At 62.1% G+C, this 25241-nt stretch carries 27 protein-coding genes, 1 tRNA gene and 1 pseudogene; 20 read left to right on the top strand and 9 right to left on the bottom strand.

Features of this window, described 5'->3' with window-relative positions; genetic code table 11:
- Positions 1-11 precede the first annotated feature (11 nt).
- The 7 genes from O1W68_RS00850 (at position 12) to O1W68_RS00820 (ending at position 3962) form a co-directional block, all read left to right on the top strand.
- Entirely contained in the window at positions 12-659 is a 648-nt protein-coding gene (locus O1W68_RS00850) for a GNAT family N-acetyltransferase (RefSeq protein ID WP_136169741.1), read from the top strand.
- Positions 660-809: 150 nt separating this feature from the next.
- Positions 810-1601, top strand: coding sequence for a divisome protein SepX/GlpR (gene sepX, locus O1W68_RS00845; protein ID WP_269301015.1), 792 nt, complete (start codon positions 810-812; stop codon positions 1599-1601).
- Positions 1602-1660: 59 nt separating this feature from the next.
- Positions 1661-1733 (top strand) — tRNA-Ala (locus O1W68_RS00840).
- Positions 1734-2004: 271 nt separating this feature from the next.
- Entirely contained in the window at positions 2005-2460 is a 456-nt protein-coding gene (locus O1W68_RS00835; RefSeq protein ID WP_269301014.1) for a GyrI-like domain-containing protein, read from the top strand.
- The gene (locus O1W68_RS00830; protein ID WP_269301013.1) at positions 2457-2891 is read left to right on the top strand and encodes an effector binding domain-containing protein; all 435 of its coding nucleotides are present in this window, start codon (positions 2457-2459) and stop codon (positions 2889-2891) included. The genes O1W68_RS00835 and O1W68_RS00830 overlap by 4 nt, the downstream gene beginning before the upstream one ends.
- Before the next feature lie 179 nt (positions 2892-3070).
- Entirely contained in the window at positions 3071-3736 is a 666-nt protein-coding gene (locus tag O1W68_RS00825) for a ScbR family autoregulator-binding transcription factor (protein WP_186629071.1), read from the top strand.
- Between the two features lie 82 nt (positions 3737-3818).
- Positions 3819-3962 (top strand): hypothetical protein, encoded by a 144-nt coding sequence (locus O1W68_RS00820; RefSeq protein ID WP_269301012.1) that lies wholly within the window; start codon positions 3819-3821, stop codon positions 3960-3962.
- Positions 3963-3971: 9 nt separating this feature from the next.
- Here O1W68_RS00820 and O1W68_RS00815 read toward each other — a convergent pair whose 3' ends face one another.
- Positions 3972-4682 (bottom strand): ferredoxin reductase, encoded by a 711-nt coding sequence (locus O1W68_RS00815; protein WP_269301011.1) that lies wholly within the window; start codon positions 4680-4682, stop codon positions 3972-3974.
- 7 nt (positions 4683-4689) lie between these two features.
- The gene (locus O1W68_RS00810; RefSeq protein WP_269301010.1) at positions 4690-5289 is read right to left on the bottom strand and encodes a sulfite oxidase-like oxidoreductase; all 600 of its coding nucleotides are present in this window, start codon (positions 5287-5289) and stop codon (positions 4690-4692) included.
- A gap of 154 nt (positions 5290-5443) precedes the next feature.
- Between O1W68_RS00810 and O1W68_RS00805 the strand changes: the two genes are divergently transcribed.
- Positions 5444-6289 carry an SDR family oxidoreductase gene (locus tag O1W68_RS00805; protein WP_269301009.1) on the top strand — a complete coding sequence of 282 codons (846 nt, stop codon included), beginning with the start codon at positions 5444-5446 and terminating at the stop codon, positions 6287-6289.
- Between the two features lie 54 nt (positions 6290-6343).
- Positions 6344-7579 (top strand): arginine deiminase, encoded by a 1236-nt coding sequence (gene arcA, locus O1W68_RS00800; protein ID WP_269301008.1) that lies wholly within the window; start codon positions 6344-6346, stop codon positions 7577-7579.
- A gap of 39 nt (positions 7580-7618) precedes the next feature.
- Here the strand turns inward: arcA and arsC are convergent, their stop codons facing one another.
- Positions 7619-7966: an arsenate reductase (glutaredoxin) gene (arsC, locus tag O1W68_RS00795; RefSeq protein ID WP_269301007.1), complete on the bottom strand. Its 348-nt coding sequence runs from the start codon at positions 7964-7966 to the stop codon at positions 7619-7621.
- A gap of 36 nt (positions 7967-8002) precedes the next feature.
- Here arsC and O1W68_RS00790 point away from each other — a divergent pair.
- The 3 genes and pseudogenes from O1W68_RS00790 (at position 8003) to O1W68_RS00780 (ending at position 9555) form a co-directional block, all read left to right on the top strand.
- Positions 8003-8658, top strand: a pseudogene (locus tag O1W68_RS00790) (NAD(P)H-binding protein).
- Positions 8659-8698: 40 nt separating this feature from the next.
- A complete protein-coding gene (locus tag O1W68_RS00785) occupies positions 8699-9058 on the top strand; it encodes a GntR family transcriptional regulator (RefSeq protein WP_269301006.1) in 360 nt (119 codons plus the stop codon).
- 59 nt (positions 9059-9117) lie between these two features.
- The gene (locus tag O1W68_RS00780) at positions 9118-9555 is read left to right on the top strand and encodes a DoxX family protein (protein WP_269301005.1); all 438 of its coding nucleotides are present in this window, start codon (positions 9118-9120) and stop codon (positions 9553-9555) included.
- On the opposite strand, the gene O1W68_RS00775 is transcribed toward O1W68_RS00780, so the two are convergent.
- Positions 9552-11090, bottom strand: coding sequence for a dolichyl-phosphate-mannose--protein mannosyltransferase (locus O1W68_RS00775; RefSeq protein ID WP_269301004.1), 1539 nt, complete (start codon positions 11088-11090; stop codon positions 9552-9554). The genes O1W68_RS00780 and O1W68_RS00775 overlap by 4 nt on opposite strands.
- Before the next feature lie 60 nt (positions 11091-11150).
- Between O1W68_RS00775 and rsmI the strand changes: the two genes are divergently transcribed.
- Entirely contained in the window at positions 11151-11990 is an 840-nt protein-coding gene (gene rsmI, locus O1W68_RS00770; RefSeq protein ID WP_269301746.1) for a 16S rRNA (cytidine(1402)-2'-O)-methyltransferase, read from the top strand.
- Positions 11991-12006: 16 nt separating this feature from the next.
- Here the strand turns inward: rsmI and O1W68_RS00765 are convergent, their stop codons facing one another.
- The 3 genes from O1W68_RS00765 to O1W68_RS00755 are packed head-to-tail and all read right to left on the bottom strand — an operon-like array spanning position 12007 to position 14139.
- Positions 12007-12627: a TetR/AcrR family transcriptional regulator gene (locus O1W68_RS00765; protein WP_269301003.1), complete on the bottom strand. Its 621-nt coding sequence runs from the start codon at positions 12625-12627 to the stop codon at positions 12007-12009.
- 46 nt (positions 12628-12673) lie between these two features.
- A complete protein-coding gene (locus tag O1W68_RS00760; RefSeq protein ID WP_269301002.1) occupies positions 12674-13102 on the bottom strand; it encodes an SRPBCC family protein in 429 nt (142 codons plus the stop codon).
- A 14-nt stretch (positions 13103-13116) separates the two neighbouring features.
- Positions 13117-14139, bottom strand: a complete 1023-nt coding sequence (locus O1W68_RS00755; RefSeq protein WP_269301001.1) for an alpha/beta hydrolase — start codon at positions 14137-14139, stop codon at positions 13117-13119.
- A gap of 131 nt (positions 14140-14270) precedes the next feature.
- Between O1W68_RS00755 and O1W68_RS00750 the strand changes: the two genes are divergently transcribed.
- Positions 14271-15641, top strand: coding sequence for a WS/DGAT/MGAT family O-acyltransferase (locus O1W68_RS00750; RefSeq protein ID WP_269300999.1), 1371 nt, complete (start codon positions 14271-14273; stop codon positions 15639-15641).
- 213 nt (positions 15642-15854) lie between these two features.
- Here the strand turns inward: O1W68_RS00750 and metG are convergent, their stop codons facing one another.
- Positions 15855-17405, bottom strand: coding sequence for a methionine--tRNA ligase (gene metG / locus O1W68_RS00745; RefSeq protein ID WP_269300998.1), 1551 nt, complete (start codon positions 17403-17405; stop codon positions 15855-15857).
- Positions 17406-17425: 20 nt separating this feature from the next.
- Between metG and O1W68_RS00740 the strand changes: the two genes are divergently transcribed.
- The 3 genes from O1W68_RS00740 (at position 17426) to rsmA (ending at position 20427) form a co-directional block, all read left to right on the top strand.
- Positions 17426-18265, top strand: a complete 840-nt coding sequence (locus O1W68_RS00740; protein WP_269300997.1) for a TatD family hydrolase — start codon at positions 17426-17428, stop codon at positions 18263-18265.
- Between the two features lie 137 nt (positions 18266-18402).
- Positions 18403-19530 carry a resuscitation-promoting factor gene (locus tag O1W68_RS00735; RefSeq protein ID WP_269300996.1) on the top strand — a complete coding sequence of 376 codons (1128 nt, stop codon included), beginning with the start codon at positions 18403-18405 and terminating at the stop codon, positions 19528-19530.
- A 21-nt stretch (positions 19531-19551) separates the two neighbouring features.
- Positions 19552-20427, top strand: coding sequence for a 16S rRNA (adenine(1518)-N(6)/adenine(1519)-N(6))-dimethyltransferase RsmA (rsmA, locus tag O1W68_RS00730; protein WP_269300995.1), 876 nt, complete (start codon positions 19552-19554; stop codon positions 20425-20427).
- A 112-nt stretch (positions 20428-20539) separates the two neighbouring features.
- Here the strand turns inward: rsmA and O1W68_RS00725 are convergent, their stop codons facing one another.
- Entirely contained in the window at positions 20540-21520 is a 981-nt protein-coding gene (locus O1W68_RS00725) for a helix-turn-helix transcriptional regulator (protein ID WP_269300994.1), read from the bottom strand.
- Positions 21521-21635: 115 nt separating this feature from the next.
- Between O1W68_RS00725 and O1W68_RS00720 the strand changes: the two genes are divergently transcribed.
- From O1W68_RS00720 to O1W68_RS00710, 3 genes are all read left to right on the top strand, one after another.
- Positions 21636-22571 carry a 4-(cytidine 5'-diphospho)-2-C-methyl-D-erythritol kinase gene (locus tag O1W68_RS00720; protein ID WP_269300993.1) on the top strand — a complete coding sequence of 312 codons (936 nt, stop codon included), beginning with the start codon at positions 21636-21638 and terminating at the stop codon, positions 22569-22571.
- Positions 22571-24367, top strand: a complete 1797-nt coding sequence (locus O1W68_RS00715; RefSeq protein ID WP_269300992.1) for an ABC-F family ATP-binding cassette domain-containing protein — start codon at positions 22571-22573, stop codon at positions 24365-24367. Before O1W68_RS00720 ends, O1W68_RS00715 begins: the two co-directional genes overlap by 1 nt.
- Before the next feature lie 157 nt (positions 24368-24524).
- Entirely contained in the window at positions 24525-25202 is a 678-nt protein-coding gene (locus O1W68_RS00710) for a DUF4166 domain-containing protein (protein WP_269300991.1), read from the top strand.
- The last annotated feature ends 39 nt before the right edge of the window (positions 25203-25241 follow it).

The following is a 25241-nucleotide window of genomic DNA, read 5'->3' as shown; positions in this document are numbered from 1 at the left end:
AATGTCGACAGATGCCGCGCACGTGGTCGAGCCACCCAGGTTGGCCGGCGAAACTGGGACCCCTCACTGTTGCCGGGGGCAACGTCACCCTCCGCCCAGTGAAGCTCCGGGATGCGGGTGCCTGGAGTCGGCTCCGACTCCGTGATCGCGACCATCTGGAGCCGTGGGAACCGACAGGCGAGGGCTCGTGGGCCGCACGACACCACATCTCGTCATGGCCCGCCTTGTGCTCCGGGCTCAAGTCCGAAGCTCGTAAGGGCCACATGCTGCCGATGGCCATCGAGGTCGACGGTGAATTCTGTGGACAAATGACTGTCGGCAACATCATTCGTGGTGCGCTTAAATCTGCATGGATCGGGTATTGGGTGGCCAAGGACGTCAATGGTCGCGGCGTTGCCACGGCAGCGTTGGCCATAGGTCTCGATCATTGTTTCGGTCCGCTCGGACTCCACCGCGTCGAAGCAACAGTGCGACCGGAGAACCTTCCGAGCCAAGCTGTACTACGCAACGTCGGGTTCCGTGAAGAAGGACTCCTGAGGGACTACCTCGACGTCGATGGGCGCTGGCGCGATCACCTCCTGGTGGCGCTGACTTCCAACGAGGTTCAGGGCACCGTCGCGGACCGGTTGGTGCGCACTGGACGGGCGGCCTGGGCCTAGAACTCGGACGTGTCCACTCGTGACAGATGTGACTGGAGTTACGTGTGTGTAATCTGGGTCGGCGCGTCGTCGAGGTTCGGCAGCAACTTCCGCATAGCCTGAAGACGTCATAGATGTCGGACCCAACAGGCATGAGAGGAGAACGCTGATATGCCCAACTCGATCATCTGGATCGGTCTTGTCGCAATCTGGTTGTTCGTCCTGCTGCCGATGATGATGAGCAAGCGCCCACGCATCATGCAGACATCCGACGTCGCCCTCGCGACCCGAGTTCTGTACCGCGGTGGAACCACGAGGCCCCAACGGGGACCTGCCGCCGGACACGCAAGCGACCCCGACTGGCGACCCGAGTACGACGAGCGCACATCGGCACCCGCCGGCGTCGTCTTCGGACGAAACGCACCGAGCACCGACGCGGAGGACCCGATGGACACTCTTGCAGAGACCGAAGAAACAGACACGGACGACGCCGAACGTGCTTACGTTCCGAGCCGTCGAGGACGCGGCGGCTTCGACGCCGAAGCTGATGCGATTGCAAGCGCCGCTCGGTACTCCTTCCGGCAGCGTGCAGTACTCGGGTTGATCTTCGCCGTCATCGCGACCGGTGCTCTCGCGGTAATCATGACGCCGATGTTGTGGTGGGCTTGCACCCTTTCGGTCGCAGCCCTCGCTGGATACCTCTACTACCTGCGTCGGCAGGTCCATATCGAGCAGGAGATCCGACGGCGGCGCATGACCCGAGCGGGTCGCTCACGTCTCGGTGTGGAATCACGCACCGACGAAGAGCTCCGGCTCGTTCCACAGCGACTGCGGCGGCCCGGTGCCGTAGTGCTCGAAATCGATGACGAAGACCCGGAGTTCGAGCATCTCGATCACTACGACGAGCCTTTTCAGCAGTCGGCGCGCGAGAGTCCTGGCGTCCGGCGGGCATCCGGGGCCTGACGTTCCACGGCTTCCGATCCTTTTGATAGGGTTGCGCAGCAGTGAGAAACGCTGCACCAGGGGCTGTGGCGCAGTTGGTAGCGCGTCTCGTTCGCATCGAGAAGGTCAGGGGTTCGATTCCCCTCAGCTCCACCCTTGAAACCGCAGTTCAGGCCCCATTCCGAGCTTCTCGGGTGGGGCCCTTTTTTGTTTTGGGCCACAATGTGGGCACCGGACTGCGGAGCGTTCGGTCTGCGCTCGCGGTGCCGCCTCGAGTGACAGGTGAGCGTCGTGTGAACAAAGAGGTCTCCGACCGGTAGTCTTGCTGACAAGTTGAGATCAGAGTCAGTGGGCGACGAACCGGGAAACGTCAGCCCGGCCCAGCAATCTCGAACGTGCGCACTGAGAGCTATCTGGAGAATGAATGACTTTCGAGATTGTCGACCTCGAGGAAACGTGGGTCGCCGGTCTTCCTGTTCGTAGCCCCAAGCGGGCGTTGGGCAGGTTGAACGATCCGGCGCTCAATCGTGCGTGGTCTTCGGTCCTGAAGCAGGAAATTTCCGGTCCGCTCGCGTCCATTTATACAGACTTCGCACCCGGTATAGGTTCTTACAATACGCAAATAGTCGGTTATCGCTGCACTTCTTTGAGTCAAGTTACCCGGGGGCATCTGGTGGCCAGGGTGCCGCGTACCAAGTACGCGAAGTTCTCGGCGGTGGGCCATTTCCCCGACGTCATGACGCGGTTGTGGAAACAGATCGATCACGCCGAAGAGCAGGGTGAGATCAAGCGACTGTTCACCGGCGACTACGAGTGTTACCCACACGCATACAAAATCGATTTGTACTTGCCGCTGGATTCCGCAGGGCGGTCGGCATGACGTTCAGCGTGACCGCGCGCAGTGCAGAGTTGTTCGGTGGGTTGGTAGCCCCACTTTCCGTTCCGAGCTCCGAATCCAGTAATAGTGAGCTGTTTCGCTTTCTGCGAGAACGCATTCGAGACAGATCGGCCGACCCTATTGCAGTCAGTACGGTCTTCGTTCCAGACGAGCTCGGGGACTACAACGTGGTGATCGGTTTACCGTATGAGTCACCGAGTGATGTGCCTGTCGGGGACGTGTTCTTGCAAGTCCCGAGCGGAATATTCGCAAGGTTCGTACCGAGCGGTAATCTTCGCGACCCTATCGACGATGTCTGGGCCCAGGTCGATGAGGCAACTGAATCCGGAACGTTATTTCGGGCATATAAAGAAGATGTCGAAGTCGTTACACATTCCGGCGAAGTGGAACTCTTTATCTCGGTTGTTATCTGATTCCGTGAGGTGTTCGCCCCATTGGGTCGCCTTCAATCACATTATGGACTTAGTTGTGGTTAGTATTACCCTGCGAGATACGGGTTCAGTGAGTTCGAGACTACGGATTCCTGTGACTCGGATGTCCACGCTGAACAGCGTAGGTGTCATGGTAGGCAAATGGGCAGGGGTGAACGATCATGGTTAGGCAACTGAGAGCGGAAGCAACACGCGCGGCCGCACTTCGTGCAGCAGCGGATCTTTTTCTCGATGTCGGGCACGCGAACGCGACACTGAGTCAGGTGTCCGCACAGTCAGGCGTCACGAAGGGCGCCTTGTACTTCCACTTCGCCTCGAAGGAAGAGCTTGCCCGCGCCATTGTCGACGAAGGTCACGAGCGTGTATCGACTGCGTGCGCCGGTTTGGTCGACAGTCGATCGCCTGCCCTGGAGTCGGTCATCGGCATTTCGTACTCCGTGCTGGAGTTGGCGGCTTCCGATCCTCTGGTCCGCGTGATGTATCGGCTGCAGATGGAGATCGACGGGTCCGAAACCGCAAGGGGCAGTGTTTTTTGCACCTGGGGAAACATTTTCGAGCATCTCTTCGATCGGGCGATCGAACACGGTGACGTCGCCGATCACCTCGACTCCGGAAACGCTTCGCTTCTCGTATGCGAGATGCTCGCGGGTGTATTGATGGTGTCCGAGGCTCAGTCCGCGCTGGAGAGCGCACCGTCCCGTATGGAGAAGGTGTGGAACACCGTGCTTCCTTCACTCGTTCCGCCGAACAAGCTCGGCTACTTCCGCGAGTTCGCCGCGCGCAGTCTCTCGAGCTTCGTGCCGTCCGAGGAATTCTCCAACGCGTAGAGCTCACGTCTGAGCAGGCTTGCTAAGGGTCGATGCCGAGCGGACACTGTGTGATATGAGCCACGCAACGAGTTACCGTGTAATGTCCGACACCGAGCTCCGAAAAGCAATCGGCACCTTGCAGAGTCGCGCCGACGACGCACGTCGGCGCGGAGCGGAAGCAGATGCCGAGCGAATCGAGCAGACGGTGAACGAGTATCGCGACGAGATGTCGCGACGCTTGTGAGCTACCGGTTCAGGTCGTACCGAATCGTTCCGTTCTGATCCGGTACGGCGCATGACCTAGTTCTACGAGCATGTCGGCAGCCGACTCCACGAAACCGGTAGGACCGCAGACAAAGCAGTCCGGCGAAGAGTCCGGCTGCCATTTGTCCGACGCCAGATCCTGCGCAGTCAGCCGGCCCACCCGGCCGTCGTATTCCGGCGGCGCCTCGCGGGTGAAGCGATAGTCGACGTCGACGCCCTCCGGCAGTGAGCGGAGCTCTCGGGCGTAGATCAAGTCCACCGGAGACCTGACCGAATAGATCAACCGGAACGGAGTCTTCCTCGCGCTGCGACTGCGGGCCCGCGTCATCGCCATGAGCGGCACGATGCCAGATCCTCCCGCAATCAGCAGGACCGGGGACTGGCGGGTTTCGTTCCAGACGAACCAACCACCGATCGGCCCGCGCAGCTCGATCTGCTCGCCGATCTCCAGCGTGGACGTCAGGTAGGGCGATACCTCGCCGTCGGCGACGGTCTGAACCGTCAACGCAATTCGGTCACCGTCGCTCGGTTGAGCGAGAGAGTAACTTCGTTGCGCGCTGTACCCGTCCTCGGCGGTGAGCCGAACGTCGACATGCTGACCTGGCTGGTGTCCGGCCCAACCTTCGACGTCGTAGATCAGTGTGCAGGCAGTGTTCGTTTCGAAAATCTTCTCGACAAGTGTCGCGACGAGCCACTCCATGGTGAGCTCAATCTCCCTGATATCGCTGTTCCTGCCACGGGTCGCCGTAGTCGTGATAACCGTTGCGCTCCCAGAAACCCGGTTCGTCCCGCATGAGTAGCGTCAACTTCTCGATCCATTTCGCGGACTTCCAGAAGTACAGGTGCGGCACCAGGAGTCGAGCTGGGCCTCCGTGTTCGGGAGACAACGGCTTACCGTCGAATGTGTATGCAAGCCAGGCTTTTCCGCCGCGTAGATCGGAAAGGGGGAGATTGGTGGTGTAACCGTCGTGGCTGTGCGCCATGACGTGCGTGGCCTGCGTTTCGATACCGTCGAGAAGCGTGTCGAGCGAGACTCCACGCCACCGAGTGTCGAGTTTCGACCACTTGGTGACACAGTGGATATCCACTGTCGGCTTCTCTTCCGGCAGCGCACGCATCTGCTGCCAACTCCACTGATGCTTCGAGCCCATCTCGGTGGAGATGGTGAACTGCCACCGGTCCGTGTCCACCCTGGGCGTCGGACCGACGGACAAGACGGGGAAATCATCGACCAGATACTGACCTGGTGGGGTGCGGCCGTCGTTGCCGCGACGCTTTCCGTGGAATCCTCGGGACACCAGTGCCATGGTCATCTCCTCGTCTTGTCTGCTCTGGCAGTGTCCTCCGCTTTTGTTTCCTGTGACAACTCGGTGTTCCCCGTGACCACTCGGTCGACGCGTAGGGTGCGGTCAGGAACGCACAGCAGGACGCCGCCGAGAGTGTGGGAGAAGAGACACCGACATGGGCATCACCGATTTACGCGGTAAGAAGACGTTCATCACCGGGGCAGGGAGCGGGATCGGCCGTGCGACAGCACTCGCGGCCGGTGCTGCAGGTGCCGAACTCGTACTCACAGACATCAACGGCGTAGGTCTGAAGGGCACCGTCGACGCCGTCCGGTCCGCAGGTGGAAAGGTTTCTCGCTCAGAAGCATTCGATATTTCGGTGTACGAAGATGTGACGACATTCGCAGACGAAGTCCACGCAGAAGGTGGCAGCCTCGACATCGTCATGAACGTCGCTGGAATTGCTGCGTGGGGAACGGTGGAGCATCTCGAGCATCGGCACTGGAAGTCCATGATCGATGTAAATCTGATGGGGCCGATCCATGTCATCGAGAACTTCCTGCCGCCGATGGTGAAAGCCGGCCGGGGTGGACACCTGGTGAACGTCTCTTCGGCCGCCGGGCTGATCCCCTTGCCGTGGCATGCCGCTTACAGTGCGAGCAAATACGGTCTGCGCGGCGCATCCGAAGTGCTGCGATACGACCTGAAGCGGCACGGCATCGGGGTGAGTCTCGTCGTGCCAGGTGGAGTCAAGACAGGCCTGGTCGACACCGTGGACATCGCGGGGGTCGACCGTGACGATCCGCGGGTGCAGAAGCTGCAACATCGGTTCGAGGCGCGTGCCGTCGAACCGGAGAAGGTCGCCGACGCGATCCTGACAGGCATTGTGAAGAATCGCTATCTGGTTTACTCGTCCAACGACATTCGGTTCGCCTACTGGTGGGCACGCAAGTTCGCACCACCGTACGAGTTCGTGCTGCAGAAGGCCAACGATCAGTTCAGCAAGCTGCTTCGGAAGTAGTTCGTCGGTTCGGTGAATGGCCCAAGGTTGCGCACAGCGCATTACGGTTGAGTGATGACTGCAGAACTCGGCGCTGATTCCGAGGTCGGACCATTACGTACGGTGATGCTTCACCGCCCGGGCGACGAACTGCGACGTCTCACACCCCGCAACAGCGATCAGCTGCTGTTCGACGGTATTCCGTGGGTCGATCGAGCGCAGGAGGAGCACGACGCGTTCGCGGAACTGCTGCGAGGACGCGACGTCGAAGTGCTGCTGTTGTCGACGTTGCTCACCGAGGCGATGACGGTGAGCGGAGCAGCGCGGATGCAGGGTATTTCGGCGGCGGTGAACGAGCGGCGTCTCGGCCGCGCGTTGGCGCATGATCTTTCCGCACATCTGCGAGGGGTCCCTGCCGCGGAGCTGGCGCAGATCCTCATGGCAGGCATGACGTTCGACGAGCTTCTGGAAGCGGAGAGTGGTGACCCCGAACTCAGTGGTGCGTCATTGGTTCGTCGGATGCACCACGGAGCGGATTTCATCATCGACCCGCTGCCGAATCTGCTGTTCACGCGTGACTCGTCGTTCTGGATCGGTAATCGCGTCGCGATCACGTCCCTGGCGTTGCCAGCTCGGCTGCGCGAGACGACCTTGACCGATCTGATCTATGCGTTCCATCCGAGGTTCCTCGGTATTCGGCGCGCCTACGAGTCGCGGACGGCTCCGGTCGAAGGAGGCGATGTGCTGTTGCTCGCCCCGGGTGTGGTGGCCGTCGGGGTAGGGGAGCGCACCACGCCTGCCGGTGCAGAAGCATTGGCTCGCAGCCTGATCGAGGATGACTTGGCGCACACGGTGTTGGTTGTTCCTATCGCGCAAGAGCGTGCGTCCATGCATCTGGACACTGTGTGCACGATGGTCGACGTCGATGCCGTCGTGATGTATCCGGCCATTCAGGACACGCTGTCGGCGTACACGATTCGTCGAGAAGACGCCGGCGTTTCCATCCGCGGTGCTGATCCGTTTCTGGAGGCTGCAGCTGCAGCGATGGGAATCGGCAAGCTCCGAGTCATCGATACCGGACTCGACCACGTCACCGCCGAACGCGAGCAGTGGGACGACGGGAACAACACCCTCGCCCTTGCCCCCGGTGTCGTCGTTGCTTATGAACGCAATGTCGAGACCAACGCCAGGCTGGAGGCGTCGGGCATCGAGGTACTGCGGATCAGCGGTTCGGAATTGGGCTCCGGACGTGGCGGGCCGCGGTGCATGTCGTGCCCGGTGGCACGCGATTCGCTCGAGCCCCCTGTATGAATGGCAGGCCCGGCATCGATGCCCACCGGAAACATCGCATTACAAAACTTCGCGGACCCTGTCCGCTGGTCGCGCCAGCACCGTTCCCTGGTCCGTCACCACGATCGGCCGTTCGATGAGAATGGGATGCTCGACCATCGCCTTGATGAGTTCGTCCTCGGAGGCGTGAGCCAAGTCGAGTTCTTTGTAGACCGGCTCCTGCTTGCGAATTGCTTGCGACGCAGAAAGGCCGGCGTCGTCGAGAAGCTTGCGGAGACCGTCCTTCGTCGGCGGTGTGTCCAGGTATCTGACGATCGTCGGTTCCAGCCCGGATTCTTCGATGATCTTCAACGCAGTCCGAGAGGTGTTGCAGCGCGGGTTGTGGTAGATAATCGCAGTAGAAGCCATGTTTGTTGATTCTGCCACCAGGGTAGGCGACTTGACATGACGGATTTAAGAGTGGTTATCGCTGGAGGTCACGGAAAGATCGCGCAACACCTGATTCAGGTGCTCACAGCGCATGGCGACCGCGCGGTCGCATTGATTCGCAATCCCGAGCACTCGAGTGCGGTGGAGTCACTGGGTGCCCTTCCCGTGGTGCTCGATCTGGAACTGCGACCGTCGACGAGGCAGCCGCAGTTCTCGCCGGCGCCGACGCGGTCGTGTTCGCTGCCGGGTCGGGTGGATCGGGCGGGGCCGCGAGAAAGGATTCGGTGGACCGAGCAGGTTCGGTGCTCCTGGCCGATGCCGCGGAGAAGGCCGGAGTCAAGCGATTCGTGCAGATCAGTTCCTTCGGTGCAGGTGAGCCGGTAGCCGATGACGCCGAGGACAGCTGGAAGGCGTATATGGCAGCCAAGACGGCGGCTGAAGAGGACTTGAAGGCCAGAACAAAACTCGACTGGACCATTCTTCGTCCGGGCGGATTGACCGACGAGGAGGCCACGGCGCATATCGCCTTGTCGGAGCCGCCGCTCGAGCGAGGGACTGTGCCGCGCGGCGATGTTGCAAAGGTAATTGCAGCATTGATCGAAACGCCGTCGACAGTCGGTAAGACCCTGATGTTGACTTCGGGTGGGGTACGCCTGGAAGATGCCCTCTGACTGTCCTGGTTCTGCAGGCGCACGAAAGCAAAGGGTCCATATGCGAGTGCACCTCGATCCAGCATCCAAAACCCCACTGTACGAGCAGCTCCGCGTTGGAGTTCTCGATCTGGTGCGAAGCGGAGAATTGATCGCAGAGACGAAGATTCCCACGGTTCGGGGATTGGCTGCGGAGCTTTCGATAGCGCCGCACACGGTGGCGAAGGCCTACCGGGAACTGGAGCATCAGGGAGTCATCGAGGCCCGTGGTCGGCTCGGTACGTTCATTGCTTCCGGAGGTGATCCCACCGAAGACAGTGCCGCCCGGGCAGCGATGACGTATGTGGCAGAGCTTCGGGCATTGGGGTTGTCCGACGCCCGAGTGCGAGATCTCGTCGATGTGGCTCTCGCATCGAGTTGACGCTTCAACCTCGCCGTGTCAAAGTTGCCGTGTCTCGCTGCCGCCCCGAAGGAACTGATATGAACTCGAACATCTTCCGTGACGTCGCAATGCTGATGGCCCGACTCGGTCTCGGCATCATCTTCATCGCCCACGGTTGGCAAAAACTCAACACCAACGGTCTCGACGCCACCAAAGCAGGCTTCGACGGAATGGGCGTCCCGCTACCCGGTTTGTCCGCCTACTTCGCAACCTTCGTCGAGCTCATCGGCGGAGTCGCACTCGTTCTCGGCATCTTCACTCCGATCGTCGGCATTCTGCTCTTCGTCGACATGCTGGGGGCATTCTTGTTCGTGCACTACGACATGGGGGTCTTCGTCGGCGAGGGTGGCTACGAACTGGTACTAGCGCTCGGGGTCGGATCTTTGTTGTTGGCGGCAGTCGGCGCCGGACGATTCAGCCTCGACGGGGTCTCCGGAGGCAAGACGAGCTTGGCGAAAATGCGCAAACGTCGCTAGCGCCAGCTCGGCAGCCAAAGTTGCTGCTGCCACAGTTCCGGTGAGATCGGCATCGCGGTCAGAATCGGCCACAACCAGATGAAGTTCGCGACCACCAGACCGACGTAGAGGCACACCAGTAGTAGCCCAGTGCCTCTACGTTCGGCTGATGCGCGAGCGCGGCCGATGATCTGCCCGAGTATCAAGGCGAAGCCCATAACCATGAACGGGGCCATCGCGACTGCGTAGAAGTAGTACATCTGCCGATCGAGCGTGATGAACCACGGCAGAAATCCTGCGGCGTACCCAACGACGACTGCGGCGAACCGCCAATCTCGCCGGACCAGGAACATCCACAATCCCCACGCGAGCATCGGCACCGCGAGCCACCACATGGCCGGTGTACCGATCAGCATGATGGCCTTGACGCACGACGACGCCGAGCAGCCCTGCACTTGCTCACCGTCGGCGAAGTAGTACAGCATCGGGCGCAAGCCCATCGGCCACGACCACGGCTTCGATTCCCACGGGTGACGGTTGCCCACAGAATTGGTGAGACCCTCGTGGAAGGTCAGAACATTGCCGCTGTAATACCACAATGAGCGCAGTGCATCCGGGACGAACGAGAACAGCCCGCCCGTACCGATCTGATTCCCGACGGCATGGCGATCGACTCCGGTTTCGCTGGCGAACCACCCTGAGTACGTGCATAAGTAGACGATCAACGGCACTACGACGAGGGCGTACAGCGACGGTCCGATGTCTCGAACTGCGGTACCGATCCAGGGCCGCGACACTCCGTTCGCGCGCCGCGCCGCGACGTCGAATCCGACGCACAACAGTCCGAAGAACGCGATGAAGTACATCCCGGACCACTTGGTTCCGCAGGCGAGACCGAGCATGATTCCGGCGCCGAAACGCCACCAGCGGACACCGAGCCTGGGCCCGAATTCGCTTGCCTTGATACGTCCTTCGCTTCGCACCTTCGCCATGCGTTCACGGACGTCGTCTCGATCGACCACCAGGCAACCCAGAGCCGCGGTGACGAAGAACGCCAAGAAGATGTCGAGCATGCCGACGCGTGAGGAGACGAATGTGACGCCGTCGGCGATCAGTAGGACGCCGGCGATCGCTCCCACCAGCGTCGACCGCGCCATCCGTCGTACTATCCGAATCACGATCAGTACCAACAGGGTTCCGAACAGGGCTGCCGAGAACCGCCAACCCCAACCGTTGTAGCCGAACAGTGCTTCCCCGGCTGCGATCAATTGCTTGCCTACGGGCGGATGCACCACGAGTCCGTAAGCGGGGTTGTCCTCGACCCCACCGCCGGTGAGCACCTGCCATCCTTGCGGGGCGTAATGCTTCTCGTCGAAGACCGGTGTGCCGGCATCGGTGGGGTAACGCAGAATCGCGAAACGGGTGATGGCGGCGATGGCAGTGAGAACGAGAGTGACGATCCACCCGCGTCGACGATCGGTATCGCGGTAATAGTCGGCCGCCGCAACGGTGGGCCCGGGAGTGACGACGGGGCGCGCATCGGTCGACAGGGTCACATGCCGATCGTAGGCGGCGCAGCGGAATGCGAGAAGGTCGGTGTGGGGGATGATGGGTGCATGCTGATCCTTGCCGCAACACCCATGGGCGACGTGGGTGATGCGTCCCAGCGACTGCGCGACGCACTGGCCACGGCCGACGTCGTCGCAGCAGAAGACACCAGGAGAACCAAACAGCTGGCGAGTTCGCTCGGGGTGACCATCACCGGCAAGGTGATCAGCTTCTACGACCAGGTCGAAACCGCGCGTCTTCCCGGGCTGCTCGACGCGATCCGTGCCGAGAAGTCGGTCTTGTTGGTCACCGACGCGGGTATGCCGTCCGTCAGCGACCCTGGTTACCGACTGGTGGCCGCCTGCGTCGAGGCCGACCTTCCGGTCACCTGTCTGCCGGGCCCTTCCGCGGTGACCACCGCACTCGCGCTGTCCGGACTACCCGTCGAACGGTTCTGCTTCGACGGGTTCCCACCGCGCAAGCAGGGCCAGCGGCGAACCTTTTTCGAGTCCTTGCGGACGGAATCGCGTGCCTGTGTGTTCTTCGAGGCGCCTCACCGTCTTGCTGCCAGTCTCGACGACGCCGTCGCAGTCCTAGGCCCGGATCGACGTGCTGCGGTCTGCAGGGAGCTGACGAAGACGTACGAGGAAGTCAAGCGTGGCACGCTCGGCGAGCTGGCAGAGTGGGCCGCTGACGGGGTTCGCGGCGAGATCACCGTCGTGCTCGCCGGAGCGCAGCCCGTTGCCGCAGAACCGGAAGATCTGATCGGTGAAGTAGAAGAACTGGTTGAGTCGGGGATGCGGCTCAAGGATGCATGCGCGGAGTTGGCCGTCGGCGGCGTCAGCAAACGCGAACTGTACGAGGCAGTTCTCGATTCTCGTAAATCGGCGCAGGACACACTGTCGTAAGTTTCGGGACGGGCCGTCAGCGGTGGGCTGTGGAGGTGAATTGGTAGGTGGCCGCGTCGACGATTTCCTCGGGCGTGATGGCGATTTCGTCGTTCAGCCATGCGGTGACCAGCTCGGCCAAGCCACCGACGAACAAGAGGCCGTTGATTTCTCCCTGGTGTGGTGGCCACGCTCGATCGCCGTACATTCGGGTGGCTTCGTCTGCGACCATCTGAGCGAAACCCCGCAGCGCGGCGCGACGGTGGGTGCGCAGCGGCTCGAACGCAGCCGATTCGATCATCGCAACCCGTCCCTTGCGCGGATCCTCGGTAAGGATGGTGACGAATGATGAGATTGCATTTCGTACGCGTTCCTCCAGTGTTCCGGTGTTCGCTCGAAGTGCGGTCAACCCTGCCTGCCGAACTTCGTCGGCGATACCGTCCAGAACTTTCTGCAGTAGATCGTCTCTGCCGGTGAAGCTTTCGTAGAAGTATCGTTCCGTCAGCTTGGCGCGGCTACAGATGGCTGTCATCGTGGCGCCACTTTTTCCGGTAGCGGCAAACACGTCCAATCCTGCTTCGAGCAAACTCTCGCGCCGTTGAACTGCCCGTTGGTCTGCGCTCATGCCGCCGTACCGGCGTGGCGTGGTTGGAGTCATGGAGTGATTTTGACAGATGCGAGCTTCGCGACGCTTCGATCGGCGATCAGCCGACGACCTGCTGACGCAGCCCCTCGGTCGCTGCTTCGAGGATGGTCTTGGTGCCCTTCCTAATGAGAAAACCTGGAATCGGAATCTTCGGGTCGATTGTCAGCTCGAATGCCACATGAGTGCCCTTGGCTGTCGGCGTCAACGTGTACTCGCCGTGCTGCGACTTCTGCTGCGACCCCTCCACCAGATCCCAGCTGACAGTCGTACCGGTCCAGGTGTACTCCACGACCTGTTCGTCGTTGATTCCTAGAATCGATACCGCCATCTTGACGTGATGGGGGCGGCCGTCGTCGAAACGGTCGATTATCTCGACCGTTTTGTGGACCGGCGACCACGACGGAAGCCCTTCCACATCTGCGAGAACCTCGAGTACCGCTCCGGGATCGGCCTCGATATCGACGTTTTTGTTCGCTGTGACTGCCATGGGGACAAGGTAACTCAGGCGGAGCGGTCCGCGACCGGAATCGAGCCATGCGAGCGCACGAAGTCACCGATCCGCTGGAGCGCGCGGTGTGCTTCCGGCAGGAAATCTGCCACCTGGAACACGTGCACCTGATCCGCCCACACTTGGAGTTCGCAATCGACGCCCGCAGCGCCCAGTCGCTCGGTCATCAACTCGGCGTCGGCAAGGATCATCTCGGTGGACCCAGCTTGGATCAGCACCGGCGGTAGCCCGCGCAGGTCTGCGTCGACGGGTGAAACCCTCGGCCCCTGTTCTCCTTCGACGACGATCCGGGCGTCGACCCTGTCTGCCAGCACCGTCAGTGGAGGCACTGCCTCGGGCGGGAAAATAGCGCATTTCGACGCGTTCTCGTGGTTGAGCTTGTTCGTCGGGTCCATGTCCGTCAACGGTGACATCGTGAAAATGCCGGCAGGCATCGGCAGATCCAACGTCTGCAACGCCAATGTGACCATGAAGGCCAGGTAGCCACCGGCGGAGTCGCCGGCGATGAAGATCTGATCCGGGCGGTATCCCGAATCGAGAAGGAAGCGGTAACCGTCGATGCCGTCCTCGACTGCATGAGCGATCGGATTACGGGGCATCATCCGGTAGTCGACCGAGAGCACGGGCGCGTCGGCGTACTGCGAGACCCGCGAAGTCAGCCTGCGGTGGGTATTGAGGCCGCAGCAGATGAAGGCTCCTCCGTGCAGATATAGCACCACATTGTCGTTCCGGACTCCTTCGGCACGGATCCATTCGGCGTAGCAATCGGCCAGCATGATCCGGTTGCACTGCGCGCCCTTCACTGCAGGCATCAGCATGCCTGCGTAGTCGACGAGTCCCATCGGCCACGGAAGAAGTGGCGCCTTGGCCCACAGGGACAAAAAGGGTCGAATCGAGAACTGCAAGCCCGTGGAAAGTGCTCGCGAGCGCAGACTGCCACCAGGCAGATCATGCCTGCGGGGTGCGCGGTTCGGCGTCGACTGTGGCTGCCGCAGTGCGGTAAGCGCTGTGTTCATCGTGCTCGCCTCGATTCGGCATTTGTTTGGAACTCCTACTAACGGACCTTAGCGTGTGACATATATCGCTCGAACGTAAGGTCGTGTTCGATGTCACACCGTGATCGAAACTAGGCTCAAAGGTGATCCACATGGCGCTCATGCCCGTTACTGAATCCATGTTCTTGATCGCTGAATCGCGGGAGCATCCGATGCACGTCGGAAGCCTTCAATTGTTCGTGCCACCTGGTGATCCGCACGAATTCGCGCAAGAGGTCCACGACAAGTTGACGACGGGTGAAGTCCACGAGTTGTTCCGAAAGCGCCCCGGTCGCCCCGTCAACGTCATGGGCAGCCTTGCGTGGTCACGTGAGCCCGACATCGACTTCGGATACCACGTCAGGAGGTCAGTTCTGCCCTCTCCCGGGCGAATCAGAGAGCTGTTCCAGTTCCTGTCGCTCAATCACAGCGCTCCGCTCGACCGATACCGGCCGATGTGGGAAGTACACATCATCGAAGGTCTCGCCGACGACCGCATCGCGCTGTATACCAAGGTGCATCACTCCCTCGTCGACGGTGTCTCTGCCCTGAAGTTGACGCTCAACGCTCTCAGTACCGATCCCGAGGACAGAAACGGTGTCGCAACATGGGATCCGTCGCTGTTCCGCGAGAAGAAGACGCGTGGAACACCGTCCGCACTCGAACGAATCACCGGCGGGTTGACCCTAGGGCGCACAATCGCCGCCGATCTCGTGGACTTTCTGCCCGCGGCAACCCGAATCGGCTTGCGCGCCATGCGAAACGAAGGCGCACAACTACCTCTGCGCGCGCCCCGCACGATGTTCAACGTGCCGATCGGCGGTGCTCGACGTTTCGCGGCCGAAAGCTGGTCCATCGAGCGAATGACGAAGGTGGCCAAAGCCAGAGGGGTAACGCTCAACGACATCGTGCTCGCAATGTGCTCCGGTGCGCTGCGGTCCTACCTCATCGACCAGGAAGCACTACCTGAATCACCCCTGATCGCAATGGTTCCGGTATCCCTACGTAAACCCGGGGAGGACAAAGGGCCCGGTAACTCGGTCTCGGTGATTCTGTGCAATCTCGGCACCCACGAATCCGACCCACTTGCCCGGCTCGACGCGATCACGGACTCCACCGCCAAGGGCAAGAAGATGATGCGCGAACTCAATACACTCGAATCACTCGCAATCGGCGCAGTGACCATGGCGCCGTTGTTGTTCGGGCCGGTACCCGGCTTCGTCAACTACACGCCCCCGCCGTTCAACGTCATCATCTCGAATGTGCCGGGCACCTCCGAGGAATTGTATTGGAACGGAGCCAAACTCGACGGTATCTACCCGGCTTCGATCGTCTGCGACGGCATGGCATTGAACATCACCGTCGCCAGCAACGGCGATTCCCTGAACTTCGGGCTCATCTGCTGCAGGCGCAGCGTCCCGCATCTGCAGCGGATGCTGACGCATCTGGAGAACTCCCTGGAGGAGTTGGAAAAGGCGCAGTAGGTGGGCGGGGGTCGGTGTGCCGGCTCGGGACTCCACTCAGTCCGCTCACCGTCGCCTGTTCACCGTCGCCCGCTTACCGTCGCCCGCTTACCGTCGCCCGTTTACCGTCGCTTGAATGGACCCGTCAAGTTATCTGATCGTATGAGTGGTCCATTCAAGCGATGCGGGGTGCGGCCGCACAACACCGACACCGACACCAATGCCGATCCTGCGCTACTTGACCTCGTACTTCGGGAAGACCGGTGATGGAGCGGGCAGAGGCGTACCTGCGACGATTCGGGTGCCGATGTCGGCGAACTCGTGCGCTGGACTGCCGAGTAGTTCGAGGATGCGGGCGGCCGAGTCGGGCATGATCGGCTGCACCAGAATGCCGACGATGCGCAGTACCTCCATCGTCACGTAGAGCACGGTTGCCATGCGCGCCGGGTCCGTCTTGCGCAGCACCCACGGCTCCTGCTGCGAGAAGTAGCGGTTGGTCTCGCCGAGAACCGACCAGATCGCCTCGACGGCCGAATGCAGTGCCTGCACGTCGAATTCGCGTCGGCAGATCTCGAGCAGTTCGTCTGCGCGTGCCAGCATCGCAGTGTCCTCGGCGGTGAATTCGCCCGGCGTGGGTACTACGGCATCACAGTTCTTGGCGACCATCGTCAGCGAACGTTGCGCCAGGTTGCCGAGTTCGTTCGACAGATCTGCGTTCATCCGCGTCACGATCGCCTCGGCGCTGTAACTCCCGTCCTGACCGAAGGAGACCTCGCGCAACAGGAAGAAACGGAGTGAATCGAGTCCGAACTCTTCGACCAATGCGAAGGGGTCGACGACGTTGCCGACCGACTTGGACATCTTCTCGCCCTTGTTGTTCAAGAAACCGTGGACGAAGACCCTCTTGGGCAGTTCGACACCGGCTGACATCAGGAACGCAGGCCAGAACACGGTATGGAAACGCGTGATGTCCTTGCCGATGATGTGAAGGTCTGCGGGCCAATACTTCTGGTACTTCGCCGACTCGGTGTCCGGGTAGCCGACGCCGGTGATGTAGTTGGTCAAGGCGTCGACCCACACGTACATCACGTGCTCGGGATCGTTCGGTACCTGGATGCCCCAGTCGAACGTCGTCCGAGAAATCGACAGATCTCGCAGTCCGCCCTTGACGAAGTTGACGATCTCGTTGCGTCGCGAGACCGGAGCGATGAAGTCCGGCTGCGCGTCGTAGAGGGCGAGAAGCTTGTCCTGATATGCCGACAGACGGAAGAAGTACGACGCTTCCTCGGTCCACTCGACCGGAGTGTTCGTTTCGGTGGCGACCCGGGTGCCGTCGTCGGCGACAGTGGTCTCGGCCGCGGTGTAGAAGGCTTCGTCGCGAACGGAGTACCAACCGGAGAATGCGTCGAGGTAGATGTCGCCGTTGGCCTCCATGCGCCTCCACAGCTCTTTGCTGGCGGCGTGGTGGTCTTCGTCGGTGGTGCGGATGAACCGGTCGTGGGAAATGCCGAGAGCCTTGTCGAGCTCCTCGAAGGCATCGGAGTTGCGTGCAGCGAGATCGACGACGTCGATGCCTTCTTTGACGGCCGTCTGCTGCATCTTCAAGCCGTGTTCGTCGGTTCCGGTCAGAAACATGACGTCGAAACCGTCGAGTCGCTTGAATCGGGCGATCACATCCGTCGCGATGTACTCGTAGGCGTGTCCGATGTGCGGAACGCCGTTCGGGTACGCAATGGCAGTTGTGACGTAGAAGGAGGGCCGTGAGGCATCAGCTGGCGCAGTCATGGTTCGCCTACTCTATCGGCGTGAGCAAAGACCGTCCTGCACCACCATTGCCCGAGCCGCTCGGCCACCTCGTCGACGCGCATACCCACCTGGACGCATGCGGTGCCGTCGATGCGGCCAGTGTCACTGTCATCCTCGACCGGGCCGAGTCGGTAGGTGTTTCTCGCGTGGTGACCGTTGCCGACGATCTCGCTGCGGCACGCTTCGCTGTCGACGCTGCGCACTGGGATCGGCGAGTGTGGGCGGCCACGGCGATTCATCCGACGCGAGCCAACGTGCTCGACGAAACGACCCGCACCGAAATCGAGCAGCTTTCCGCCGATCCTCGGGTAGTCGCGGTTGGGGAGACGGGCCTGGACTACTACTGGCCCGGCAAACTCGACGGGTGCGCGACGGTCGAGGAACAGCACGAAGGATTTCGCTGGCACGTCGATCTGGCAAAGCGGCTGCACAAGCCGCTGATGATTCACAATCGCGAGGCCGACGACGATCTGCTGGCCGTCCTGAAATCCGAAGGTGCCCCCGAGACCGTGATCTTCCATTGCTTCTCCTCGGGGCCGGAAATGGCGAGGTCCTGCATCGACGCGGGGTACGTGCTGAGCCTGTCCGGGACCGTCAGCTTCAAGAACGCTCACGCTCTGCGGGAAGCGGCCGCACTGATCCCGGATGCGCAGTTGCTGGTGGAAACCGACGCTCCCTTTCTGACACCTCATCCGTACCGCGGGGCTCCGAACGAGTCCTACTGCCTGCCGTACACCGCTCGGGCGCTCGCGGAGATCCGGGGCCAGGATCCAGGTGAGCTTGCCGCCCACGTCACTGCCAATGCGGAACGGGTGTACTCACTCCCGTCGGGCCGGTAAGGAAAGACACGACGCGGCTTCGCTTACAACCGGTTGCCTGCTTGGGTTGCAAGATATCCATCAGTTCGTTACCGTACCGTGACCGACCGCCGGGCGTTTCGAACAGAAGGTAACGCTCCAGAATCCAGGAATCGCTTGTGTCTAGTATTGCCCGCCTTAACTCCACCAGGTCTTTGACCTTCTATCTGGTGGTCGCCGCGCTGCTGGCGACATTGATCGTCGGGGGCGTCACCGCCGTCGCTCGTCACAAAACCGTGACAATCGACGTCGATGGCGAGATGATCACGCTCAGCACGATGACGTCCGACGTCAACGGTGCGTTGGGTGCGGCAGGATACGAACCGAGCGACAAGGATCTCGTAGTGCCCTCCGGCGATTCGTCGCTATCCGACGGCGAGACGGTCGTCCTCCGGCGCGCTCGAGAACTGAGCGTGACGGTGGATGGCCAACCCCGAGCCGTCTGGACCACGGCGTTGACGGTCGACGAAGCCCTTTCACAGATGGATCTGGCACAGGACGTGCACGTTTCCGCTTCGCGCGGTGAGCGACTGCCACTGGAAGGCACGTCGCTGGAAATCGCTCTACCGAAACAGGTCTCGCTCGTCGACGGAGCTGCTCCGGCCGCACCGGTGACGATGGCCGCACCTACCGTCCGGGAACTCCTCGAGCAGGCAGGCGCGCCACTCCAAGAAGCCGACACAGTGGTCCCCGCACCCGACGAGATTGTCACCGAGGGCGCGTCGATCACCGTGACCCGAGATCGAACCGAGACCAAGTCCGAAACCGCCGATGTAGCGCCACCCGAGCAGCGCATCGAGGACCCGACGATGAACATGAGCCGCACCGTCGTCGAGAATCCCGGCGCACCCGGCATCTCCGACATCACCTGGGCGGTCAACACCGTCAACGGCAAGGAAGTCGGCCGCGAAAAGGTAACCGAGACCGTCAAGGTTCCGGCGCAACCGAAAGTAGTTCGAATCGGTGCAAAGCCGGGCACCGAGGTCCCGCCCGTCGAAAACGGCAGCACCTGGGACGCGCTCGCACAATGCGAGGCAACCGGCAACTGGGCCATCAACACCGGCAACGGATTCTTCGGTGGAGTGCAGTTCGACCAGAACACCTGGGAGCGCCAAGGCGGCCTCAAGTACGCGCCCCGCGCGGACCTTGCGAGCCGCGAGGAGCAGATCGCCATCGCCTCGGTGACGCAAAAGTCTCAGGGATGGGGAGCGTGGCCGGCATGCACCTCCCGCCTCGGCTACCGATGACAGGTGCGTAGAGTTTTCACAGTGCAAGAACATGTGCGGGAACCCGCGGCGCTGCTAGGGCCCGCGGAGGTGCGATCTCTCGCCGCCGAGTTGGACGTGCGTCCGACCAAGCAGCTCGGCCAGAACTTCGTGCACGACGCCAACACGGTGCGACGCATCGCGGCCGCAGCCGACATCTGTGGCAGCGACACCGTCCTCGAAGTCGGACCCGGCCTCGGCTCGCTGACGCTGGCGCTTCTCGATGTCGCAGACGCCGTCATTGCCGTCGAGATCGATCCGAAGCTGGCTTCACGGTTGCCGCAGACAGTGGCCGAGCGAGCGCCGTCGCTGGCCGACCGTCTCACCGTCGTCGAGTACGACGCACTACGAATCAAGGCCGCCGACATCCCGGGGGAGCCGGTTGCCCTCGTCGCGAATCTTCCCTACAACGTTGCGGTTCCGGTTCTACTGCACCTGTTTTCGGAACTGCCGTCGCTCCGCACTGCTTTGGTGATGGTCCAGGCGGAAGTAGCGGATCGACTCGCCGCAGACCCAGGCAACAAGATCTACGGCATCCCCAGCGTCAAGGCGGGATTCTTCGGAACCGTCAAGCGCGCAGGATCCGTCGGGCGTTCGGTGTTCTGGCCGGTGCCGAAAGTGGAGTCCGGGCTGGTACGGCTCGATCGGTACGCAGAGCCACCGTGGTCGATGGATGACGCCCATCGACGTGCGGTGTTCGCCGTCATCGATGCCGCATTCGCGCAACGTCGCAAAACCCTGCGTGCAGCACTCAGCGGTTGGGCCGGCTCGCCCGTCATCGCGGAGCGCCGGTTACGAGAGGCCGGGATCGACCCATCTGCTCGCGGGGAAACCCTCGACGCCGCTGCCTACGTGCGGTTGGCAGCAACCGAAGCCTGACCTGTCGGGTTCGGTTCGGTCCGTATCGCTTCGATGGTCCACTCATACGATCAGATAACTTCTGTGGTTCATTCAAGCGCCCGAGAAGTGGGCTTCAGTGCGCCCCGGCAGGTCACACTCCGTCAGCACCCGCTCGGTACCGGCGGCTGAGCACTATGTGGCGCTCCGCGAGCACTCGGCATTCGTCGGCGAGTTGCGGCGGATCGAGGACCGTGAAGTCCGTGTCGAAGACGGACAGCCATCGAGCGATCGAGGGCAGTGAATCTCCGGCCAACGCGACGATGCAGGTCTTGTCGCTTTCGGACTCGAGAGTGCCCCATTCCGCGTCGACCATCGGTGCGATCGTCTCGATCGGCGCGTGCAGCCGTATCCGTGCCTGCACCTGAGCGAGTGCACGGTCGATTCCCCGCGCAACGAATGCCGCAGCCCCGCCGTCGGGCAATTCCCGCGGGATGAAGCGCGGACCCGTCGGGATCTTCGGTTGGAGCCGGTCGACGCGGAACGATCGCCAGTCCTGTCGAAACAGGTCCCATCCGAGCAGGTACCACCGGGAGCCCGCACGCACCAGGCTGTACGGCTCCACCTCGCGTCGGGTCTCGGTTCCGTCGTGGCTGCGGTAGTCGAATCGCAGTCGTTCGTGGCCATGGCACACGCCCGCAACCGCCGACAGCACAGCAGCGTCGACGGCGGATCGTGCGGCCGGACGGTCTACGACGTCGATGCGCAGTGCGTCGAGTCGGTGCCGAATGCGCGACGGCATCACTTGGCGCAACTTGGTCAGGGCGCGCAAGGACGCCTCCCCGATGCCCGCTACCGAGCCGCCTGCCGCGGATTGGAGTCCGAATGCCACTGCGAGTGCTTCGTCGTCGTCGAGCAGCAGGGGCGGCATTTCGGCGCCCGCACCCAGCTGATAGCCGCCGCCTACGCCTGCGGTGGCGTGGACCGGGTATCCGATCTCTCGGAGCTTGTCGACGTCGCGTCGCACCGTGCGCGGGGTGACGTTCAGTCGGTCCGCGAGATCGGCCCCCGCCCAGTCACGTCGGGTCTGGAGCAGGGACAGCAACTTCAGAAGTCGTGCCGAGGTTTCCCGCATACCCTGATGATGGCAGTAATTGCGGACCGATGCTGTCCGCAGTCGGGATGATCCGGGAGTTAGGACGGCCACACGAATGTGGGGTCCCTCGATTTCTCCACTACTGTTGACCCTCGTGCTCTCAGTCGTCCCCAGCCCCGTAGTCGTCAGGGCTCCGTCCAAGGTGAATTTGCACCTCTCGGTCGGTGACCTGCGCGAGGACGGCTATCACGAGCTCACCACGGTCTTTCAGGCGCTGTCGTTGGCCGACGAAGTCTCGGTGGTGCCGGCTCGGGCCTTGCGCGTGACCGTTCGCGGCGATGATGCGCGGTCGGTTCCGACCGACGAGCGCAATCTGGTGTGGAAGGCAGCTGTCCTGCTGGCCGACGCCGTCGGACGTGAGCCGGGCGTCGAAATCACCATCGACAAGGGCATCCCGGTGGCAGGCGGTATGGCAGGTGGGAGCACGGACGCGGCGGCGACGCTTGTCGCGCTGAACGCCATGTGGGATCTGGACCTTTCCCGAGCGGAGTTGACCGATCTGGCCGCCAAGCTCGGCAGCGATGTCCCGTTCGTTTTGCACGGCGGAACTGCGATGGGGACCGGCCGAGGGGAGAAGCTGCTTCCGATCCTCTCGCGCAACACATTCCATTGGGTACTCGCGTTGGCCAAGGGCGGACTGCAGACCCCTGCCGTGTTCGCCGAGCTGGATGAGCTGCGCGCAAAGGGCAACCCGCCGCGCCTCGGTGAGCCCGAGGCACTGATGCATGCGCTCGCGACCGGTGATGCGAATGCGCTTGCGCCGCTTCTAGGTAACGATCTGCAGGCTGCTGCTGTATCGCTGCTTCCGCAATTACGCCGGACCTTGCGCGCAGGGGTGAGCGCCGGCGCTCTGGCCGGGATCGTCTCCGGGTCGGGTCCCACGTGCGCTTTTCTGTGTGCCGACGCTGATACAGCAGTGTCGGTCAGTGCTGAACTATCCGGTGCGGGTGTCTGCCGCACCGTACGTGTCGCGAGTGGCCCGGTTCCCGGCGCTCGCGTAGTAACTAGTGAATCGATTGGTTTCTCCTGATGGTCAATCTCGTCAATCTCGAAAACGTCTCCAAGTCTTTCGGCGTCAAACCGCTGCTCGACGGAGTGTCCCTCGGTGTGCAGGAGGGCGAACGCATCGGCATGGTCGGCCTCAACGGTGGTGGTAAGACCACCACGCTCGAGGTCCTCGCCGGCATCGAGCCGCCCGACTCGGGGCGGGTCAGTCGGGTCGGTGGACTGCGGATGGCCGTCGTCACCCAGCGCGGTGTGCTGCCTCCGGGTTCGACCGTCGGGCAGGTCGTTCTCGATCCACTCGGCATGGCCGAGCACGAGTGGGCAGGCGACTCGCGCGTACGTAACATCCTGACCGGCATCGGTATTGCCGACCTCGGTCCTATCGGTAGCTCAGGGCTCGATGCGTCCATCGACAACCTGTCCGGCGGTGAGCGCCGAAGAGTCGCGTTGGCGGCGGCGCTCGTCCAGGATCTCGACCTGTTGGTGCTCGACGAGCCGACCAACCATCTCGACGTGGAAGGCGTGCAGTGGCTCGCCGCGCATCTGGTGTCGCGTCGGAGCGCTCTCGTCGTCGTCACTCACGATCGTTGGTTCCTCGATACGGTGGCGAACCAGACGTGGGAGGTCGTCGGCGGCGGCGTCGAAACCTACGAGGGTGGATACAACGACTGGGTGTTCGCCCGTGCCGAGCGCAGCAGGCAGGCCGATGCTTCCGAGGAGCGTCGACGCAATCTTGCGCGTAAGGAGTTGGCGTGGTTGCGTCGCGGCGCACCGGCCAGGACCTCGAAGCCCAAGTACCGGATCGAAGCCGCCGAAGCGTTGATCGCCGACGTGCCTGCGCCGCGCGACTCCGTTGCCTTGGCGTCGTTCGCGCAGCGTCGCCTCGGCAAGGTCGTCATCGAACTGGAAGATGCGCGACTCGAAACTCCGGACGGCCGTGAACTGGTCCGCGACTTCACCTGGCGCCTGGCGCCGGGTGAACGAGTGGGTCTGGTCGGGGTGAACGGTTCCGGTAAGACCACGCTCCTGCGCACTCTTGCCGGTGAGTTGGAACCCGCCGCCGGCAAGCGTATTCAAGGTCAGACCGTCAAGATCGGTTGGCTCAAGCAGGAATTGGACGATCTGCCCAAGAAGCTGCGAGTTCTCGACGCAGTCAAAGAGGTAGCTGAGCGAATTACCTTGGGCGACAAAGAGGTATCGGCGGGTCAGCTCGCCGAACGCCTCGGGTTCACCCCGGCCCGTCAGCGCACTCCGGTCGGTGATCTGTCCGGCGGTGAGCGTCGACGCCTGCAGCTCACACGGGTATTGATGGCGGAACCCAACGTGCTGTTGCTCGACGAGCCCACCAACGATCTCGATATCGACACACTGCAACAGCTCGAGGACCTGCTCGACGGCTGGGCAGGGACCATGGTGGTCATCAGTCACGACCGGTACCTCATCGAGCGGATCTGTGACTCGACGTGGGCGCTGTTCGGTGATGGCAAGCTCACCAACCTTCCCGGTGGCATCGAGGAGTACTTGCGTCGGCGCGCGGTGATGGCGGCTGAGGCCACACCGGATTCGCTGACTACCGGCGGTGTCGTCAAGACCGCTGTGCGTGATGCCGGATCCGAGAGGGCTGCTCGTAAAGAGCTCAGCAAACTGGAGAAGTCCGTCATTCGTTTGTCGAAGCGGGAAGCGGAGCTGCACGCCGAACTGGCGGAGGTGGCCACCGATCCGGGCAAGCTCGTGGCATTGGACACCGAGCTCAAGCAGGTGGTGGCGGACAAGGACGTCGCCGAGGAGCGTTGGATGGAGCTGGCCGCCGAGCTGGAGTGACCTGCACATGATGGCGGGGCACGACGGCAGTAGGTACTTTCGAGAGCAGGACGGTTCGGCGGATCGCGCACACCGGATACGAGAGGACCTACGAGTACATCGTGTCCACACTTTTAATACCCAGCTTCCAGCTGACAGCCAAGATGGAGTCCAGTCAGTGACGTCCGTGGTGCGCAAAGCCATGGGTGATTCGTTCGAGGATCTCCATCCCAAGGTCCAATGGCGCTTCGGGCTGTCCGCGGCGGACGGGCTCTGCCAGATCGGCGTCGGCGTCATGGAAGAGATGACCCATTCGGCGTTGGTGCCGCGGCCCGTTCTGTCGCTCGGGGCACGTCGGGGTTTGTTCCCCGGGGGCCGAGGAACCGACATTCCCTTTACCGTCGCCAACTACGCGTACACCGACGATCTCGGTCGGGAGACGATGTCGTTCGTGCGCCGATTTTCCTTCGTCGGAAAGCCACAGGGCATGAACTCGGTGATGGTCACACCGGCAGTGGCACAGGGGCACGATTTTGCGCTGGATTATCTGGGATATAGCTCGGACATGCTGGTACACACTCGATGCAGCGCGGACTCCGATGGTGGAATCCTGCTCGAGAGCGGCGCTCCACGGATACGCGGGCTACATGTCCCTGCGTTCGCGTCTGCCCTGACAACCGGACGTGAGTGGTGGGACGAGAGCGAGCAGCGTCATCGCATTCAGATCGACGTCACCAGCCCGATATTGGGTCGGCTGTTCCACTACCGAGGATGGTTCACAGCCGAAGAACGGGCGTGTGCTCCCGCCGACATTCCCGAAGATGCACGGCCGTCGCGGCTGGAAGAGCACGAATAGCCCTGGAAGCGGTGGAACCCTCTGGTGCTGGACATGGTC

Origin of the sequence: Rhodococcus sp. H36-A4, assembly GCF_027158005.1 — a bacterium.
In the GTDB taxonomy this organism is placed as follows: Bacteria; Actinomycetota; Actinomycetes; order Mycobacteriales; family Mycobacteriaceae; genus Rhodococcoides.
The sequence above is the reverse complement of the archived record's forward strand: the minus strand, read 5'-3'. Positions and strand labels throughout refer to the sequence as shown.

What these genes read in the sequence shown, in the direction of transcription:
- O1W68_RS00825 (WP_186629071.1), top strand. Translation starts at nt 3,071, where the DNA reads ATGGTTAGGCAACTGAGAGCGGAAGCAACACGCGCGGCCGCACTTCGT.
- rsmI (WP_269301746.1), top strand. Translation starts at nt 11,151, where the DNA reads ATGCTGATCCTTGCCGCAACACCCATGGGCGACGTGGGTGATGCGTCC.
- O1W68_RS00805 (WP_269301009.1), top strand. Translation starts at nt 5,444, where the DNA reads ATGGGCATCACCGATTTACGCGGTAAGAAGACGTTCATCACCGGGGCA.
- O1W68_RS00835 (WP_269301014.1), top strand. Translation starts at nt 2,005, where the DNA reads ATGACTTTCGAGATTGTCGACCTCGAGGAAACGTGGGTCGCCGGTCTT.
- O1W68_RS00815 (WP_269301011.1), bottom strand. Translation starts at nt 4,682, where the DNA reads ATGGAGTGGCTCGTCGCGACACTTGTCGAGAAGATTTTCGAAACGAAC.
- O1W68_RS00780 (WP_269301005.1), top strand. Translation starts at nt 9,118, where the DNA reads ATGAACTCGAACATCTTCCGTGACGTCGCAATGCTGATGGCCCGACTC.
- O1W68_RS00850 (WP_136169741.1), top strand. Translation starts at nt 12, where the DNA reads ATGCCGCGCACGTGGTCGAGCCACCCAGGTTGGCCGGCGAAACTGGGA.
- O1W68_RS00810 (WP_269301010.1), bottom strand. Translation starts at nt 5,289, where the DNA reads ATGGCACTGGTGTCCCGAGGATTCCACGGAAAGCGTCGCGGCAACGAC.
- O1W68_RS00760 (WP_269301002.1), bottom strand. Translation starts at nt 13,102, where the DNA reads ATGGCAGTCACAGCGAACAAAAACGTCGATATCGAGGCCGATCCCGGA.
- arsC (WP_269301007.1), bottom strand. Translation starts at nt 7,966, where the DNA reads ATGGCTTCTACTGCGATTATCTACCACAACCCGCGCTGCAACACCTCT.
- O1W68_RS00755 (WP_269301001.1), bottom strand. Translation starts at nt 14,139, where the DNA reads ATGAACACAGCGCTTACCGCACTGCGGCAGCCACAGTCGACGCCGAAC.
- O1W68_RS00750 (WP_269300999.1), top strand. Translation starts at nt 14,271, where the DNA reads ATGGCGCTCATGCCCGTTACTGAATCCATGTTCTTGATCGCTGAATCG.
- O1W68_RS00830 (WP_269301013.1), top strand. Translation starts at nt 2,457, where the DNA reads ATGACGTTCAGCGTGACCGCGCGCAGTGCAGAGTTGTTCGGTGGGTTG.
- O1W68_RS00725 (WP_269300994.1), bottom strand. Translation starts at nt 21,520, where the DNA reads ATGCGGGAAACCTCGGCACGACTTCTGAAGTTGCTGTCCCTGCTCCAG.
- arcA (WP_269301008.1), top strand. Translation starts at nt 6,344, where the DNA reads ATGACTGCAGAACTCGGCGCTGATTCCGAGGTCGGACCATTACGTACG.
- O1W68_RS00765 (WP_269301003.1), bottom strand. Translation starts at nt 12,627, where the DNA reads ATGACTCCAACCACGCCACGCCGGTACGGCGGCATGAGCGCAGACCAA.
- O1W68_RS00820 (WP_269301012.1), top strand. Translation starts at nt 3,819, where the DNA reads ATGTCCGACACCGAGCTCCGAAAAGCAATCGGCACCTTGCAGAGTCGC.
- O1W68_RS00715 (WP_269300992.1), top strand. Translation starts at nt 22,571, where the DNA reads ATGGTCAATCTCGTCAATCTCGAAAACGTCTCCAAGTCTTTCGGCGTC.
- metG (WP_269300998.1), bottom strand. Translation starts at nt 17,405, where the DNA reads ATGACTGCGCCAGCTGATGCCTCACGGCCCTCCTTCTACGTCACAACT.
- sepX (WP_269301015.1), top strand. Translation starts at nt 810, where the DNA reads ATGCCCAACTCGATCATCTGGATCGGTCTTGTCGCAATCTGGTTGTTC.
- O1W68_RS00785 (WP_269301006.1), top strand. Translation starts at nt 8,699, where the DNA reads ATGCGAGTGCACCTCGATCCAGCATCCAAAACCCCACTGTACGAGCAG.